9 protein-coding genes are annotated in these 15264 nt (G+C 71.4%); 8 read left to right on the forward strand and 1 reads right to left on the reverse strand.

The genetic code is table 11. The features are described from left to right. Nucleotides 1-17: 17 nt before the first annotated feature. The 8 genes from DEJ48_RS10375 (at nucleotide 18) to DEJ48_RS40750 (ending at nucleotide 14283) form a co-directional block, all read left to right on the forward strand. Nucleotides 18-3689 (forward strand): SCO5717 family growth-regulating ATPase, encoded by a 3672-nt coding sequence (locus tag DEJ48_RS10375; RefSeq protein WP_150215870.1) that lies wholly within the window; start codon nucleotides 18-20, stop codon nucleotides 3687-3689. Nucleotides 3690-4278: 589 nt separating this feature from the next. Next, nucleotides 4279-6201: an ABC transporter substrate-binding protein gene (locus DEJ48_RS10380; protein ID WP_190537315.1), complete on the forward strand. Its 1923-nt coding sequence runs from the start codon at nucleotides 4279-4281 to the stop codon at nucleotides 6199-6201. A gap of 3 nt (nucleotides 6202-6204) precedes the next feature. Further along, a complete protein-coding gene (locus tag DEJ48_RS10385) occupies nucleotides 6205-7299 on the forward strand; it encodes an ABC transporter permease (protein ID WP_150215871.1) in 1095 nt (364 codons plus the stop codon). Then, nucleotides 7296-8261, forward strand: a complete 966-nt coding sequence (locus DEJ48_RS10390) for an ABC transporter permease (RefSeq protein ID WP_190537316.1) — start codon at nucleotides 7296-7298, stop codon at nucleotides 8259-8261. The genes DEJ48_RS10385 and DEJ48_RS10390 overlap by 4 nt, the downstream gene beginning before the upstream one ends. A 23-nt stretch (nucleotides 8262-8284) precedes the next feature. Next, nucleotides 8285-9313, forward strand: a complete 1029-nt coding sequence (locus tag DEJ48_RS10395) for an ABC transporter ATP-binding protein (RefSeq protein ID WP_150221103.1) — start codon at nucleotides 8285-8287, stop codon at nucleotides 9311-9313. Between the two features lie 29 nt (nucleotides 9314-9342). Continuing rightward, nucleotides 9343-10356: an ABC transporter ATP-binding protein gene (locus DEJ48_RS10400; RefSeq protein ID WP_150215872.1), complete on the forward strand. Its 1014-nt coding sequence runs from the start codon at nucleotides 9343-9345 to the stop codon at nucleotides 10354-10356. A gap of 224 nt (nucleotides 10357-10580) precedes the next feature. Beyond that, nucleotides 10581-10919, forward strand: a complete 339-nt coding sequence (locus tag DEJ48_RS10405) for a trypco2 family protein (RefSeq protein ID WP_150215873.1) — start codon at nucleotides 10581-10583, stop codon at nucleotides 10917-10919. Nucleotides 10920-10935: 16 nt separating this feature from the next. Next, the gene (locus DEJ48_RS40750; RefSeq protein ID WP_150215874.1) at nucleotides 10936-14283 is read left to right on the forward strand and encodes a tetratricopeptide repeat protein; all 3348 of its coding nucleotides are present in this window, start codon (nucleotides 10936-10938) and stop codon (nucleotides 14281-14283) included. Nucleotides 14284-14290: 7 nt separating this feature from the next. On the opposite strand, the gene DEJ48_RS10415 is transcribed toward DEJ48_RS40750, so the two are convergent. Next, on the reverse strand, nucleotides 14291-15244 hold the full coding sequence (locus DEJ48_RS10415) for a bifunctional riboflavin kinase/FAD synthetase (protein WP_150215875.1): 954 nt from the start codon (nucleotides 15242-15244) through the stop codon (nucleotides 14291-14293). Nucleotides 15245-15264 lie beyond the last annotated feature (20 nt).

A 15264-nucleotide genomic window follows, 5' to 3' on the forward strand; every position in this document is an offset into this window, starting at 1 on the left:
CCACATCAGGAGGCATTGTGAACAGCGATCGGGACGAGATCCGCGGGGGCTGGGACTCACCCGTCGATGATCAGTCCGACGCGGAGTCCGCCTCCGAGACGACGGGTGAGTTCACCATCGACTACGCGCCGCCTGCCTGGTACACGCAGAACGCCTCGGGCAGTGCGGGTAAGACGCCTTCGGCTGCACCCGTTTCTACGCCGCCGACTGCGTCTGACTCCTCCGACGCTTCGGACTCCGCCGCCACCTCCGGCTCTTCCGGTGCGTCGGACTCCTCCGGTGCGGTGGGGGGCGATTCGGAGGGGGCTGCCTCTGCGGGGTCCGCTTCGGGGGGCTCCGGTCCGGCTGCTTCCGCGCCTGCCGCCCCCGCCATGCCCTCCTTCGCCGCGCCGCCGCCTCCGCCGCTGCCTCTGGGGCCGCCCTCCGCGGGCGTACCGAGCGTCGTGCCCAAGTTGCCTGTGGGGAGTGGGTTTCAGCCTGCGGGTTCGGATGCCGCTGATGGGCCGGGAACTTCTGAATCTTCGGGGGCCTCGGAGTCGTCGGAGGCTTCGGAATCGGGGGCTTCGGAGTCGGGGGCTTCGGCTGCCTCGGATTCGGTGCCTTCCGGCGGTGGGGCCTCCGACTGGAGCGGGGCCCTCGCCGGGCCTGCGGCCTCCGTTCATGTGACCGGCGTCGTGCCCAAGAAGGACGTCGATGCCCTCGCCGAGGCCAAGGAGCGGGAGGGTGGCGACCGGGACCAGGCGAGTCCGACCTCGGAAGCGTCCGCGTCCTCCTCTGCCGACAGCGATGTCGTCGAGCCCGTGGTCGAGCCCGTGGGTGAACCCGTGGGTGAGAGCCTCGGCAGCGGCGATCTCGAGAGTGGCGCCACCATGCGGTTCTCCGCTCGCGCTCTGAAGCGGGAGTTCGAGGAGCTGGCCGCTGCGGCGGGGCGGGACGCGGAGGGTGGTCGGTCTGACGTGGCCTCGTCCGACCTGGCCTCGTCCGACGTGGCCTCCTCTGGCGTGGCCTCCTCTGGCGTGGACGAATCCGGTGACGGCGGTGACTCCGGCGAGTCGGGTGCGTCGGGTGCGTCGGGTGCGTCCGTTCAGGCTGGGGAGAGTCGTCCTGCTGACGATGACTCCGACTCCGGCGGTGCCGACGACTCCGTACAGGACTCCGTGCCGTCCGCCTGGCCTCCGCCGCCGTCTCCTCAGGACGTGCTGCCTCCGCTGCCGCCCGCCTTCCAGCCCGCCGCTCCGCCCGCCGCGCCACAGTGGCCCGCGCCGGTGCCGACCGCACCTGCCGCTCAGCAACCGGTGCAGCCTGTCGCCGAGGCCGCGCAGCCGCAGGCTCCGGAGGTGCAGGCACCGCAGGCCCCGCAGCCCGCGCCGAGTACGTGGCCTGCGTCCGCGCCTGCACCTGCGCCTGCCGCTCAGCATCCGCCGCAGGGTGGATACGGGTTCCCGCAGACCGCGCCGGCCGCCGCCCCCGGCACTCCGTTCGCGGCGCCCGCTCCGCCTGCCGAGAACGCCGCTCCGCCTGCCCAGAACTTCGCTCCGCCCGCGCCTGCCGCCCCCGAGGCCCCGCAGGGTGGGTACGGGTTCCCGCAGACCGCGCCGCCCCCTCCCGCCCAGAACTCCGCCCCCGCACCTGCCAGCCCCGAGGCCCCGCAGGGTGGGTACGGATTCCCGCAGACCGCGCCGGCCGCCGCCCCCGGCACACCGTTCGCTGCGCCCGCTGCGCCCACTGCGCCCACTGCGCCCGCGCAGAACCCCGCTCCGCCCGCGCCTGCCGCCCCCGAGGCTCCGCAAGGCGGCTACGGATTCCCGCAGGCCGCTCCTGCCACGACGCCCGGCGCGCCCTTCGTGCCTGCCCCTCCCCCGCAGAACTCCGCTCCCTCACCCGCTCCCGCACCCGCTCCCGCACCCACCGCTCCGGTCGCCCCTGAAGCGGCCGGCCCGGACAGCGGGTACGGGTACCCGCAGGCGCCCGGTCCCCAGGGACAGCAGCCCGTACAGCCCGGGCAGTCCGTACAGCCCGGGCAGCCGTTCCCGGCTCCGGCGCAGGCTCCCGCGCAGCCGCCGCACGGCGCCGCTCCCGGGGGTCAGCCCCTGCCGAACCAGCAGCCGCCTGCACCTCAGCAGCAGGCCCACCCTCAGGCTCAGCCCCAACCCCAGCCCCAACCCCAGCCGCAAGTGCCTGCGCAGGCTCACCCTCAGGCACCCCAGCAGCCGCAGCCCCAGCAGCCCCAAGCCCCCGTCGACCCCCGCACCGGCGCCGCCTGGCCGCAGGCCGTGCAGCACGATCAGCGGGAGCGCACGAACCCCGGGGCTCCGCTCGGGTACACCGCCGCCGTCGAGCTCTCCTCCGACCGGCTGCTGCGCAACACCAAGCCCAAGGCCAAGAGCAGTCGGCCCGCGGGCGGTTCGCGGTTCAAGCTGGGCGGCAAGAAGGAGGAGGCCGAGCGGCAGCGCAAGCTGGAGCTGATCCGTACTCCGGTCCTCTCCTGCTACCGCATCGCCGTCATCAGCCTCAAGGGCGGCGTCGGCAAGACGACCACCACCACCGCGCTGGGCTCCACCCTCGCCACCGAGCGGCAGGACAAGATCCTCGCGATCGACGCCAACCCCGACGCCGGTACGCTCGGCCGGCGCGTGCGGCGCGAGACCGGGGCCACCATTCGTGACCTCGTCCAGGCGATCCCGTACATCAACTCGTACATGGACATCCGGCGCTTCACCTCGCAGGCGCCGTCCGGGCTCGAGATCATCGCCAACGACGTCGACCCGGCCGTGTCGACCACGTTCAACGACGAGGACTACCGGCGCGCGATCGACGTACTGGGCAAGCAGTACCCGATCATCCTCACCGACTCCGGTACGGGGCTGCTCTACAGCGCCATGCGCGGGGTGCTCGACCTCGCCGATCAGCTGATCATCATCTCGACGCCGTCCGTGGACGGCGCGAGCAGCGCCTCGACGACGCTGGACTGGCTCTCCGCGCACGGCTACGCCGATCTCGTCTCGCGGTCCATCACCGTCATCTCCGGTGTGCGCGAGACCGGCAAGATGATCAAGGTCGACGACATCGTGTCGCACTTCGAGACGCGGTGCCGGGGCGTTGTCGTCATCCCCTTCGACGAGCACCTCGCCGCCGGTGCCGAGGTCGACCTCGACATGATGCGGCCGAAGGTGCGGGAGGCGTACTTCAACCTCTCCGCGATGGTCGCGGAGGACTTCGTGCGGGCTCAGCAGCAGCAGGGGCTGTGGACGTCTGACGGGAATCCGCCGCCTCATCTGGCTCCGCCCATGCCGGGGCAGCAGGTGCCGCAGGGGCCGGGGCAGCCGCCTCAGCAGGCTCAGCCTGCGGCTCCGGCTCCGGGCCCGGCTCCGGCTCAGCACGGGCAGCCGTACGCTCCTCAGCAGCCTCAGCCGTACGCTCCTCAGCCGGGGCAGCCGCCGCAGCAGCCTCAGCCGCCGCAGGGTTATCCCCAGCAGCCAGGGGCTCCGCAGGGGTGGCAGCCGCAGCCGCCCCAGCAGGGCCAGCCGCCCCAGCAAGGCCAGCCTCCTCAGCAGGGCCAGGCGCCCCACCAGCAGCAGCCTCACCAGCCGCCTCAGCCCCAGGGCGGGCAGGCGCCGCCGCCCGCGCAGCCCGGCGCGCCGTTCCAGCCGGGGGCGCCGTTCCAGCAGCCGCCGCCTCCGCAGCAGTAGTCGCCGGCACCCTCACCAGTGGGCCCGTACCGTTCCTCGGTACGGGCCCACCGTCGTGCACGCCCCCGTTCGCCCCACCCGGCACCGTGGCTGTGCCCACCCGTTCCGCCGTGCGGAACGGGTGGGCACAGAGGCGGATCGCCGGCCCACAGAGGCGGAACGAGCCCCACCACCCGCCACACCGAACCACCCACAGGCAGGACCACCGGAGGGACAGAGGGAGACGAGCCCCCACCCACCACACGCCACCACCCCGCGACGAACCCACACCCCGCGCACGCCACCACCCGCAGGGAACGTGAGCCGTCCACGCCCCCACGCACCCCGAGGTCAAGTCCCCCCACGCACCCCCAGGTCAAGTCCCCCCACCCCCCTCCGTCACCCCCTCACCAGGCACGCGTCAGTGGTCTCGACCAATGCGTGCTCCATACCGGTCAATTCGTTATTTCCGCAGGCCACATGGGGTGCGCACGCCGTTGACGCGCGCAGACCAGCGCTGGTAAACACACAGCAACCAGCTGACGTTTCTTGATCGAACAATGTGCAACCAGCCATCCCTGCGCGAGCGATGACGCGAGGTCACCGACCCATGGACACACAAGATCAGCACGGCAGATCAGCAGCACCCCGGCGAGACGCAGCACCCCAGCGGAGAGCAACACCCCGGCACCGCCCCCACCCCCACCGCCGCCTCAAGGTCACCCTCGCCGGTGGCGTCGCCGCGTTCACTCTGACGGCCGGCTTCGCCACGCCACTCAATCCGGCCCCGCAGGAAGCACAGGCCAAGGCGGACGACGGCGGGAAGAAGGTGCTCACCGTCGCCGTGGCGCAGAGCGTCGACTCGCTCAGCCCGTTCCTCGCCCAGCGGCTGCTCAGCACCAGCATCCACCGGCTGACGTACGAGTACCTGACGAACTACGACGCCAAGGACAACAAGGCGGTCCCGGGCTTCGCCAAGAAGTGGGAGTCCTCCGAGGACAAGCTGACCTGGACGTACACCATCCGGGGCGACTCCAAGTGGTCGGACGGGAAGCAGGCCACCGCCGAGGACGCGGCGTGGACGTTCAACAAGGTGATGTCCAAGGAAGGCACCGCCACCGCGAACTCGAACTTCGTCACCAACTTCAGGAAGGTGACCGCGCCGAGCCCCACCAAGCTGGTCATCGAGTTGAAGAAGCCGCAGGCGACCATGGCCGCCCTCGATGTGCCGATCGTTCCCAAGCACGTCTGGGAGAAGGTCGACGACATCTCGAAGTTCAACAACGACAAGGACTTCCCCGTCGTCGGCAACGGGCCGTTCACCCTGACGGACTACAAGGTCGATCAGTACGTACGGCTGAAGGCCAACAAGGACTTCTGGCGCGGGTCGCCCAAGTTCGACGAGCTGGTCTTCAAGACGTACAAGGACCAGGACGCCGCCGTCTCCGCCCTCAGGAAGGGCGAGGTGTCGTTCGTGGCCGGGCAGCCCGCGCTCACGCCCGCGCAGGCCGAGTCCTTGAAGAACGAGGACAACATCAAGGTCAATGAGGGGCCCGGGCGGCGGTTCTTCGCCCTGGCCACCAATCCCGGCGCCAAGACCCTCGACGGCAAGAAGTTCGGTGACGGGCATCCCGCGCTGCTCGACAAGAAGGTGCGGCAGGCGCTCTTCCTCTCCGTCGACCGTGAGGCGCTCGTCGACAAGGTCTTTCAGGGGCATGCCGTCGAAGGGGCCGGGTACATTCCGCCGCGCTTCTCCGAGTACGCCTGGAAGCCGTCCGCCGAGCAAGAGCTGAAGTACGACCCGAAGAAGGCCGCACAGCTCCTCGACGAGGCGGGGTACAAGGAGAACAGCAGCGGCAAGCGCGTCGGCAAGGACGGGAAGCCGCTCGACTTCCGCATCCTGTGCCACGCCACCGACCCCAACGACAAGGCCGTCGGGAAGTATCTGAAGGAGTGGTGGGGGGAGCTCGGCATCGGGCTCAAGGTGAATTGCCTCGATGACGTGTCCGTGCCCTGGTACGCGGGTGAGTACGATCTCGCCTTCGACGGGTGGTCCGTCAACCCCGACCCCGACTTCGTCCTCGGCATCCACACCTGCGCCGCGCTGCCGAAGAAGGCCAAGGAGAGCGCGGCCACGGACAACTTCATCTGCGACAAGAAGTACGACGATCTCTACGACAAGCAGCTCGCCGAGTACGACCAGGGCAAGCGCGCCGACATCGTGAAGCAGATGGAGTCGTGGCTGTACGACTCCGGGTACATGAACGTCCTCGCGTACCCGAACGCCGTAGAGGCCTACCGCACCGACCAGATCAAGTCCATCACCACCATGCCGACGGCCGCCGGCAACATCTACGGCCAGGACGGATATTGGAGCTGGTGGTCGGCCGTGCCCGCGGATGGGAAGAGTTCCTCCAAGGACGGCAGCTCGACCGGTGTCATCATCGGTATCGCCGCTGCCGCGGTGGTGCTCGTGGGCGGCGGAGTCCTGTTCGCCCTGCGCCGCCGTTCTACCGCAGAGGACCGCGAGTAACGCATGACCGCTGACAGCAATCCCGCACTGCTCGACACCGAGGGCCCCAAGGGTCCCGGGGCCGACGGCGACCCGGCCGCTGCCGGGGCGGCGTCGGCCCGCGGGCCCCGGGACCGCAACACCCGCGCCTACCTCCTCTATGTGGCGGGCAAGATCGGCGGCGCGGTCGTGTCGCTGTTCGCCGTGCTCGTCACCAGCTTCTTCCTGTTCCGGCTGATCCCCGGCGACCCCGTCAAGCAGATGACGGGCGGCCAGCGGGTCTCATCCGAGCAACTCGCCGCGATGCGCAAGGAGTTCGGACTCGACAAGTCCGTCATGGCCCAGTTCTGGGACTACACCGGCAACGTCCTGACCGGCGACTTCGGTACGTCCTATCAGTTCCACGCGCCCGTGATGGACAAGATCACCGAGGCGCTGCCCGCGACGCTCCTGCTCACCGGAACGGCGTACGTCCTCTACACGATCATCGGCATCTGGCTCGGCACGCGCACCGCGTGGCGCAACGGCAAGCTCGGCGACCGCTTCAACACCGGGCTCGCCCTGACGCTGTACTCGGTGCCGTCGTTCTGGCTGGGGCTGCTGCTGATCATCACCTTCTCGGTGGGCATCGGGCCCATTCCCGGGATGTTCCCGACCGGCGGCCTGGAGTCCGGGGGCGAGACCGGCTTCGCGTACGTCATCGACGTCGCGCACCACATGGTGCTTCCCGTCATCACCCTGGTCGCGGTCGGATACGCGCAGACGCTGCTCGTCATGAGGTCGTCGCTGCTCGACGAGATGGGGAGCGACTATCTGACGACCGCGCGGGCGAAGGGGCTGCGGGACGATCTCGTACGGCGTCGGCACGCCGTTCCCAACGCCATGCTGCCGACCGTCACCCTGATGTTCGTCAACCTCGGCACGGTCGTGGCGGGCGCCATCCTCGTCGAGACCGTGTTCTCCTGGCCGGGCCTCGGCGGGCTCTTCTACCAGGCGCTGAGCGTGCCCGATCTGCCGCTGGTGCAGGGGCTGTTCTTCGTCTTCTCCGTCGCGGTGATCCTGATGAACACCCTGGCCGACGTGATCTATCCGCTGCTCGATCCCCGGGTGGGCCGATGACGACCGAATCCGCACCGACCGACCCGACACAGGCCGACCCCGTGCCCGCCGCCGCGGCGGTGCCCGCCGCCAAGAGCGCGCGGTCACTCGCCTGGACGCGGCGCAGGCACTCGGCGGCGCGCTTCTGGCGCGAGTACCGCACGCACCGCGCCGGGCTCGTCGGCCTCGCCGTGCTCGTCCTGATCGCCCTCGCCGCGGTCTTCGCGCCGCTGCTCGTCGGCTCCGACGCGCAGAGCGTGACCGGCGCGCCGGGCGATCCGATGGAGTCGCCGAGTGCGGAGTTCCCGCTCGGGACCGACCAGTTCGGGCGCGACCTGCTGGGCCTGCTCGTGTGGGGCGCGCGCATGTCGCTGACCGTGGGGCTGCTCGCCGCCGTGCTCTCGGTGGCCATCGGCACGCTCGTCGGGATCACCGCCGGGCACTTCAAGGGCTGGTACGCCACCGTGATCATGCGCATCACCGACTGGTTCCTGGTGATGCCGACGCTCGTGCTCGCCATCGCGCTCGCCGCGGTGATGTCCGGCACGATCTGGACGATCATCCTGGCGATCGGCGTGACGACCTGGCCGACCACGGCCCGCCTGGTCCGGGCGCAGACCCTCGCCGTGGAGTCCCGGCCCTACATCGAACGGGCGCAGGCACTCGGCGGCGGCCACGGCCACATCATGGCCCGACACGTCCTGCCCAACGTCATGCCGCTCGTCCTCGCGCAGACCACACTGGTCATCTCCGGCGCCATCCTCACCGAGGCCACGCTCGCGTTCCTCGGCCTCGGCGACCCGACGAGCGTGTCGTGGGGCGGCCTGCTGCAGGACGCGCGCGAGGCCGGCGCGGTCAGCGCGGGGCACTGGTGGTACCTCGCCCCGCCCGGTCTCGCCATCGCGGTCGTCGCGCTGGCGTTCACGCTGTGCGGCCGTGCCGTGGAATCCGTGCTCAACCCCAGGCTGGGGGCCACCCGTTGACCGAGTCGACCGACATCACCAATATGACCGACATCACCGAAGCGAGCCCGCGGCGCCTGCTCGACGTACGCGATCTCGAAGTGACGTACGCGAACGGCGCCGCCGCCGTCCGCGGTGTGAACCTGCACGTCGACGCGGGCCGGAAACTGGGCGTCGCGGGCGAGTCGGGGTGCGGCAAGTCCACACTCGCGCTCGCCCTGCTGCGGCTGCTGCCCGCAGGCACCAAGGTGTCCGGCGAGATCCTGCTCGACGGCGAGGACGTCCTCACCATGAAGTGGGGGCAGGTCCGCGCGGTGCGCTGGGCCGGCGCCTCGATCGTCTTCCAGGGCGCGATGCACTCCCTGAACGCCGTCCACCGCATCGGCGACCAGATCGCCGAGCCGATCCTGCTGCACAAGAAGGCGACGCAGGCCGGCGCGAAGACCAAGGTCGGCGAGCTCCTCGAACACGTGGGGCTGCCCGCCGCCCGCGCGGAGGCCTACCCGCACGAGCTGTCCGGCGGCCAGCGCCAGCGCGTGATGATCGCGATGGCGCTCGCCTGCGATCCCCGGCTGATCATCGCCGACGAGCCGACCACCGCGCTCGACGTGATGATCCAGGCGCAGATCCTGCGCCTGATCGAACAGCTGGTGGCCGAGCAGGACCTGGGCCTGATGATGATCAGCCACGATCTGGCCGTGCTCTCCGACACGTGCGACCGGCTCGCGGTGATGTACGCGGGCCGTGTCGTCGAGGAGGGCCCGGCCTCCGAGGTCTACGAGAACGCCAGGCACCCGTACGGGAAGGCCCTCTCGGCGGCCTTCCCGCGCATCGGCGACATCGCGTCGCGGTTCGCCCCGCGCGGTCTGCCGGGCGATCCGCCCGACCCGTCCGCGCTCCCCACGGGCTGTACGTTCCATCCGCGCTGCGCGGTGGCGCTCGACACCTGCGCCACGGAGGACCAGGCGCTGCGGGACGCGGGGCCGCACCACCGCGCGGCGTGTGTCCACGCGGGGGCACCGCTTCCCGCGCAGCCCACGTCGGCCCCCGCGACGGCGGAGCGCACACCGTGACCGAGAGCCCCCGTGAAGAGGACGCACGCATGACGACGCAGGACGACGCAGGCACGGTGGTCGAGGCGCCGGGTGGTGCGCTGCTCACCGCCGCCGGTCTGCACATCGCCTTCCCCGGCCGCCGTGGTGGACCGACCGCGCGTGCGGTGGACGGCGTCGACCTCGACATCAAGGGCGGCGAGATCGTCGCCCTGGTCGGCGAGTCGGGCTGCGGCAAGACGACACTGGCCCGCTCACTGCTGGGCCTCGTCCCGCCGACCTCCGGCAAGGTCACATTCGGCGGCGAACCACTCGACTACTCCGGCCGCGCCCTGAAGGCGTACCGCAAGCGGGTCCAGCTGGTGCTCCAGGACCCGAGCGGGTCGCTCAATCCCCGGCACACGGTGTACGACGCCGTGGCGGAGGGGCTGCGCATCCACGGGTACGGGGGCGACGAGCGGGCGGCGGTCGCCGGGGCCCTCTCCCGGGCCGGCCTGCGCCCGCCCGAGCGCTTCTTCCTGCGCTACCCGCACGAACTCTCGGGCGGCCAGCGCCAGCGCGTCGTCATCGCGGGCGCGCTTGTCCTCGAACCCGAACTCATCGTCGCCGACGAGCCGGTGGCGTCACTGGACGCGTCCGTACGCGGCGAGATCCTGGCACTCCTCCTGCGGCTGCGCGACGAACTGGGCCTGTCGGCACTGGTGGTGACCCACGACCTCGGCCTCGCCTGGAACATCGCCGACCGGGTCGCGGTGATGTACCTGGGCCGGATCGTGGAGACGGGAACGGTGGAGGAGGTCCTGACGTCCCCTCAGCACCCCTACACGCAAGCCCTCTTGTCCGTCCTGCCCGAGGCCCCCGGGGCCCCGGTCGTCCTCACGGGCGAGCCCCCGGACCCGTCCCGCATCCCCGGCGGCTGCCGCTTCCACGCCCGCTGCCAGGTACTCGCCTCGGGCGAGGCGGAACGGGCGGGGGTCGCGGACCGCTGCCGGGGGGAGGACCTGGCGGTGCTCTCCGGGGCGGGCGAGACGCAGGTGGCGTGCCACTGGGCGGCGGCGCGTTAGCGTCTGCCGACGGGGGTTCGCAGGCGGGGGCGGCTGGGGCTCTGCGCCGGGTGCGGCTCTGTGTCGGCTGCGGCTCGGTGGGGGCTGTTCGCGCAGTTCCCCGCGCCCCTGACAAGGCGCCCGGCGGGCGCCCTCCAGGAGGCTTTCTCGCCGCGCACTCGCGAGCGACACCGGCGCCGTAGAGTGTGCCGACTGCACACGCGTCGCGAGGAGTTGGGGGCAAGATGAGTGAGCCCATCGGGGTCGGCGAGGCCGTACAGGCGCTCCGGGACGAGCTGCTGGAAGCGGCCGCCGCGGGCGCCGGCAGCAACGTGCAGTTCGAGGTCGGCCCCATCGAGCTGGAGTTCGCGGTCACCCTCACCAGGGAGGCCACCGCCAAAGTGGGCCTCGGTCGGGTGCTGGGCACGGTGGTGTCGGCGGGCGCCTCCGGACGGCTCACGAAGGAGGACGTGCACCACGTGAAGCTCGTCCTCACGCCGCGGGACCAGACCGGCAACCCGCTTCTGATCAGCAACGAGCACCCGCCGGAGACCGGCAGTCTCGAACCCTCCTTCGGGCGCTGAGAAGCGGCCGCCCGGCATGCAGGAGACACGCCGGACCGCCGTGGTGCGGGCGGCGGGACAAGGGTCGGGCCACCTGCTCGCGCCGCGCCTCGTACTCACCGCGCAGCACGTCCTGGGGGGCCGCACGGACGCGACGGTGCAGGTGCCCGGGAGCGACCCCGTCTCCTGCCGAGTGGTGTGGTCGCGCTCCGACGGGCCCTACGACAGCGCCCTGTTGCTGGCCGAGCAGGATCTGACGCGCGACCTCGCCCCCGTGCGCTGGGGCAGATTGGTGACGCAGGACCCGGCGGACACGTGGATCCGGGGATACACGGGTCATTCAGGGCGTACGGGGACCCTGGGTTCCACGTCGTTCGTCGGCGTGCTCGACCCCATGGAAGCCGTCGAGTCCGACCGCTACGTACTGAGCCTGACCGGCACTCCCCCGGTCGGGCCCGAGCGGGTCTCGCCCTGGGCCGGCCTGTCGGGCGGCGCCGTGTGGTGCGCGGGCACTCTTGTGGGTGTCGCCGTCGCCGACCTGCCGGGCTGGCAGCACAGCAGGATCGAGGCAGTCCCCAGCTACGTCCTCTTCGCCGACGAAGCGTTCCGCGAACTGGTGCGCCTGCACACCGGGGCGACCATCCACCTCGAACCCGCCGAGTTCGCCGACCACACCGAATCCGTCGAGCCGCTCGTGCCACGGTCCGCCGCCACCCTGCTCCACCCCAGAGCGGAGACCGTGCGGTTCACCGGGCGCCGCGAACTCCTCGACGAGATGGTGGCGTGGAGCACGGCGGACGACGACCTGTCGATGGCGGTCCTCACCGGGGCCGGCGGTGCCGGGAAGACACGGCTCGCCCGCGAGCTCGGACACCGGGTCGCCGCGGAACGGTACGCGGTGGTGCACTTGAGGCGGGGCAGCGGACCGGACCAGCACCGGCTTCTCGCGGGTACGACGGCCCCCGTCCTCCTGGTGATCGACTACGCGGAGAGCCGGGTGGAGGAGGTGGGGGAACTCCTGCGCCTGCTGGGGCGGAGCACGAGCGGGGTCCCGCTCAGGGTCCTGCTCGTCGCACGAGCCCTCGGCCAGTGGTGGGACGAGCTGCGCTCCCTCGGCGGGGCGGAGGCTGCGGACACGACGGCGCGGGCCCGGCGCTGGTCGATCCTGGACACGGCGTCCCTGGGCGTGGCCGAGGACGAGATCTTCCGCACGGCGGTGGCGGACCTGACACGGGGAGCGGCGGCGCTGGGGCTCCCGGTGGCGGCGGGGTCGCCGCACGACATGCTCCCTGAGCCGCCGGGCACGCCCCGGCGCCCGCACAGGACCGTCCTCGACATCCACATGGCGGCGCTCGCGAGCGTGCTGGCGCCGAGCGCCGGGCCTCCGGTACGGGACGCCCAGGAGGCCCTCATCGGCCATGAGTCGGCGTACTGGCGGGAGACCTCGCGCCGCGCCCCGCTCGGTGCCCTCGGCGACGCCGCACTGCGCAACGCGGTGGTGACCGCCACCCTCGTGGGGCCGGTGCCGGGTGCGCGCGCCCACGCGATGCTCGCTCGGGTGCCGCGCGTCGGCGACCACCCGGAGTCGGTGCGGCGGGCGGTGGCGGACTGGCTCCACGAGCTCTATCCACGCCCCGACTCGGCGGACGGCGGCACGACGTGGCAGTGGGGCCCTCTCCAGCCCGACCCCCTGGGCGAGTTCCTCGTGGGCAGGCGAGTGGCGGCCGAGCCGGAGATCTTGCTTCGTCTGCTGCCGGTGCTCGACGGGCAGGAGACGGTGAACGCGCTTCTTGTGCTGAGCCGGGCCGCGGCGCAGACCGAGTCCGAGCCTCTGGCGGACGTCCTGCGCACCGCCGTCCGCTCCCGCCCGGCGCATTTGGCGCCCCTGCTGGTGGCGGCGGGAACGCGCAGCGCGGAACCCGCGATCCTGATCGCGGCGCTGGACCAGATCCTCGTGGAGGAACTGCTGCCGCCGGGCCGGTTGCTCGACCTGGCGGCGAGGATCCCACCCCTCACCCGGGCGCTGTCGTCGTGGAGCGTCCGCCTGCACGAGAAGCTGCTGGAGGTCGAGCCCGAGCCGTCGGCGGCCGACCCGCACCGGGAGCGGGCGGGCACTCTGCACAATCTGGCAGGACGGCAACTCGGGGCCCACCGTAACCAGGAGGCACTGGAGACCGCGACGTCCGGACTGCGGCTGCTCGACACAGAGGGCGCCGGAGGCTTTGGCGATGTGCTCCGGGGACTGCTGCTGCACGACCGAGCGACAGCACTGGGCAGGCTCGGGCGGTTCGATGAGGCCGTGCGCGACGGACGGCAGAGCGTCGCGCAATTCGTGGCGTTGCAGGTGACGGGTGGCAAGAACCAGTCGTTCGCGCCGCTCGGGCTGGGGGCGGTGCTGAACAACCTCTCCCGGCACCTCGCGGAAACAGGCGACGACGAAGCGGCGCTTGCGGCCGCCCGCAGGTCGGTCGATACACGACGCGAACTCGCCGCCGACGACGTCACGCTGCTGCCCGATCTGGCCAGGTCGCTCAGTACGCTCACGACGCGACTCTATGAGGCCGGTGACCTCGCCGCAGCGATGGAGGCCGCGAACGAATCCCTGAGCGTCCGCCGTAGAGCCGCGCAGGACCATCCGGACGCGTACCTGGAGGAACTCGCCTCGATCTTGCGCAACAGGGCGCGGGTCCTTGTCGACCTGGGCGATCTCGTCGGTGCGCTGGAAGACGTACGGGAGGACGCGGCGATCAGACGGCAGCTCGCCCACTCGGGGCCGCCACGCTCGAGGGTGCAACTCGTGCATGCCCTGAACAAACTGGTCGACCTGCGTCTCAGGATCGGTTCGCCGTCGGAGGCCGTCGAGGCGGCGGTCGAGGCCACCGGTTTGGCGCGCAGGCTCGTGGCCGAGGACGGCCGACGGCATCTGCCGCTGCTCGGAATATCCTTCCTCGTACAGACCCGGTCCTTGCTCCACGCGTCGCAGGCATCGGTCGCCTACCGGGTGAACATCAAGGCCGCGCAGGTGTTCCGCACCGTCCACCGCGAGAACCCCGCGGATTATGAGGGCCTGCTGGATGCACTGGCCAATCAGGCCCACTTCATGTCCGCGGCGGAACGTCCGAAGGAGGAGGAACAGGCTGCTGCCGAATCAGTCGCCCTCCTGGCCGGTCTGCCTGCGGAGTTGAGGGACGAACTGAGGGCCGAGACCGCCGCGGCCCACGAATACCACGCCCAAACCCTCATCGCCCTGCACCGTCCGGAAGCGGCTCAGGAGGCGTGCGACGCCGCACTGGCCCTGTACCGCGAGCTGGAGCGCGAGGATCCGGGCTCGTGCACGGAGCGTCTCGAGAAGGTGGCGGCGCTCCGCGATGCGGCGGCGTCCTGACCGGCGCTCAGGGCTTCCGCGCCGCCTCGACCAGTTCGCGGCACCGCTTCACATCATCCGCCATCGCCACGAGCAGCGAGTCGATCGTGTCGAACTTGGCCTGGCCGCGGACGAAGGACAGGAAGTCCACGGCCACGTGCAGGCCGTACAGGTCGAGGCCGACGCGGTCGATCGCGTATGCCTCCACCGTGCGCTCCGTCCCGTCGAACTGCGGGTTCGTGCCGACCGAGATCGCCGCCGGCATCGCCTCGCCCTGGGCGTGCAGCCAGCCGGCGTAGACGCCGTCCGCGGGGACGGCCGTGTGCGGCAGGGTCTCCACGTTCGCCGTGGGGAAGCCCAGCTCCCGGCCGCGCTGCGCGCCGCGCACGACGACGCCCTCGACGCGGTGCGGGCGGCCGAGGATCTCCGCCGCTCCGGTGACGTCGCCCTCGGCGATCAGGCGGCGGGTCAGCGTGGAGGAGAACGGCTCGCCGCCGCCCGCCTCGCCGCTCACGTAGAGGTCGACGACGTCCACCTCGTAGTCGTACGTTCCGCCGAGCTCGGCCAGGAAGTCGACGTTGCCCGCCGCCTTGTGGCCGAAGCGGAAGTTGGGGCCCTCGACGACCACGCGCGCGTGCAGCTTGTCGACGAGGACCTTGACCACGAAGTCCGCGGGCGACAGCTTCGAGAACTCGGTGGTGAAGGGGAGGATGAGGAGCGCGTCCACCCCAAGATCCGCCATCAGCTCGGCGCGCCGGTGGTGCGGGGCGAGGAGCGGCGGGTGGCTGCCGGGGCGGACGACCTCGCTGGGGTGCGGGTCGAAGGTGACGACGACGGCGGGCACGCCGAGCTCACGGGCGCGCTCCACCGCACGGCCGATGATGAGCTGGTGCCCGCGGTGCACGCCGTCGTAGGAACCAATGGTGACGACGCTGCGCCCCCAGTCCTGGGGGATGTCCTCCAAGCCACGCCAGCGCTGCACTTCTTTGCTCCTCGCCGAAC

The sequence above is a fragment of the Streptomyces venezuelae genome, from assembly GCF_008642315.1.
Lineage (GTDB): Bacteria > Actinomycetota > Actinomycetes > Streptomycetales > Streptomycetaceae > Streptomyces > Streptomyces venezuelae_D.

Coding starts and splice junctions, on each gene's coding strand:
- DEJ48_RS10380 (WP_190537315.1), top strand. CDS start 4,279: ATGGACACACAAGATCAGCACGGCAGATCAGCAGCACCCCGGCGAGAC.
- DEJ48_RS10385 (WP_150215871.1), top strand. CDS start 6,205: ATGACCGCTGACAGCAATCCCGCACTGCTCGACACCGAGGGCCCCAAG.
- DEJ48_RS10390 (WP_190537316.1), top strand. CDS start 7,296: ATGACGACCGAATCCGCACCGACCGACCCGACACAGGCCGACCCCGTG.
- DEJ48_RS10395 (WP_150221103.1), top strand. CDS start 8,285: ATGACCGACATCACCGAAGCGAGCCCGCGGCGCCTGCTCGACGTACGC.
- DEJ48_RS10400 (WP_150215872.1), top strand. CDS start 9,343: ATGACGACGCAGGACGACGCAGGCACGGTGGTCGAGGCGCCGGGTGGT.
- DEJ48_RS10405 (WP_150215873.1), top strand. CDS start 10,581: ATGAGTGAGCCCATCGGGGTCGGCGAGGCCGTACAGGCGCTCCGGGAC.
- DEJ48_RS40750 (WP_150215874.1), top strand. CDS start 10,936: ATGCAGGAGACACGCCGGACCGCCGTGGTGCGGGCGGCGGGACAAGGG.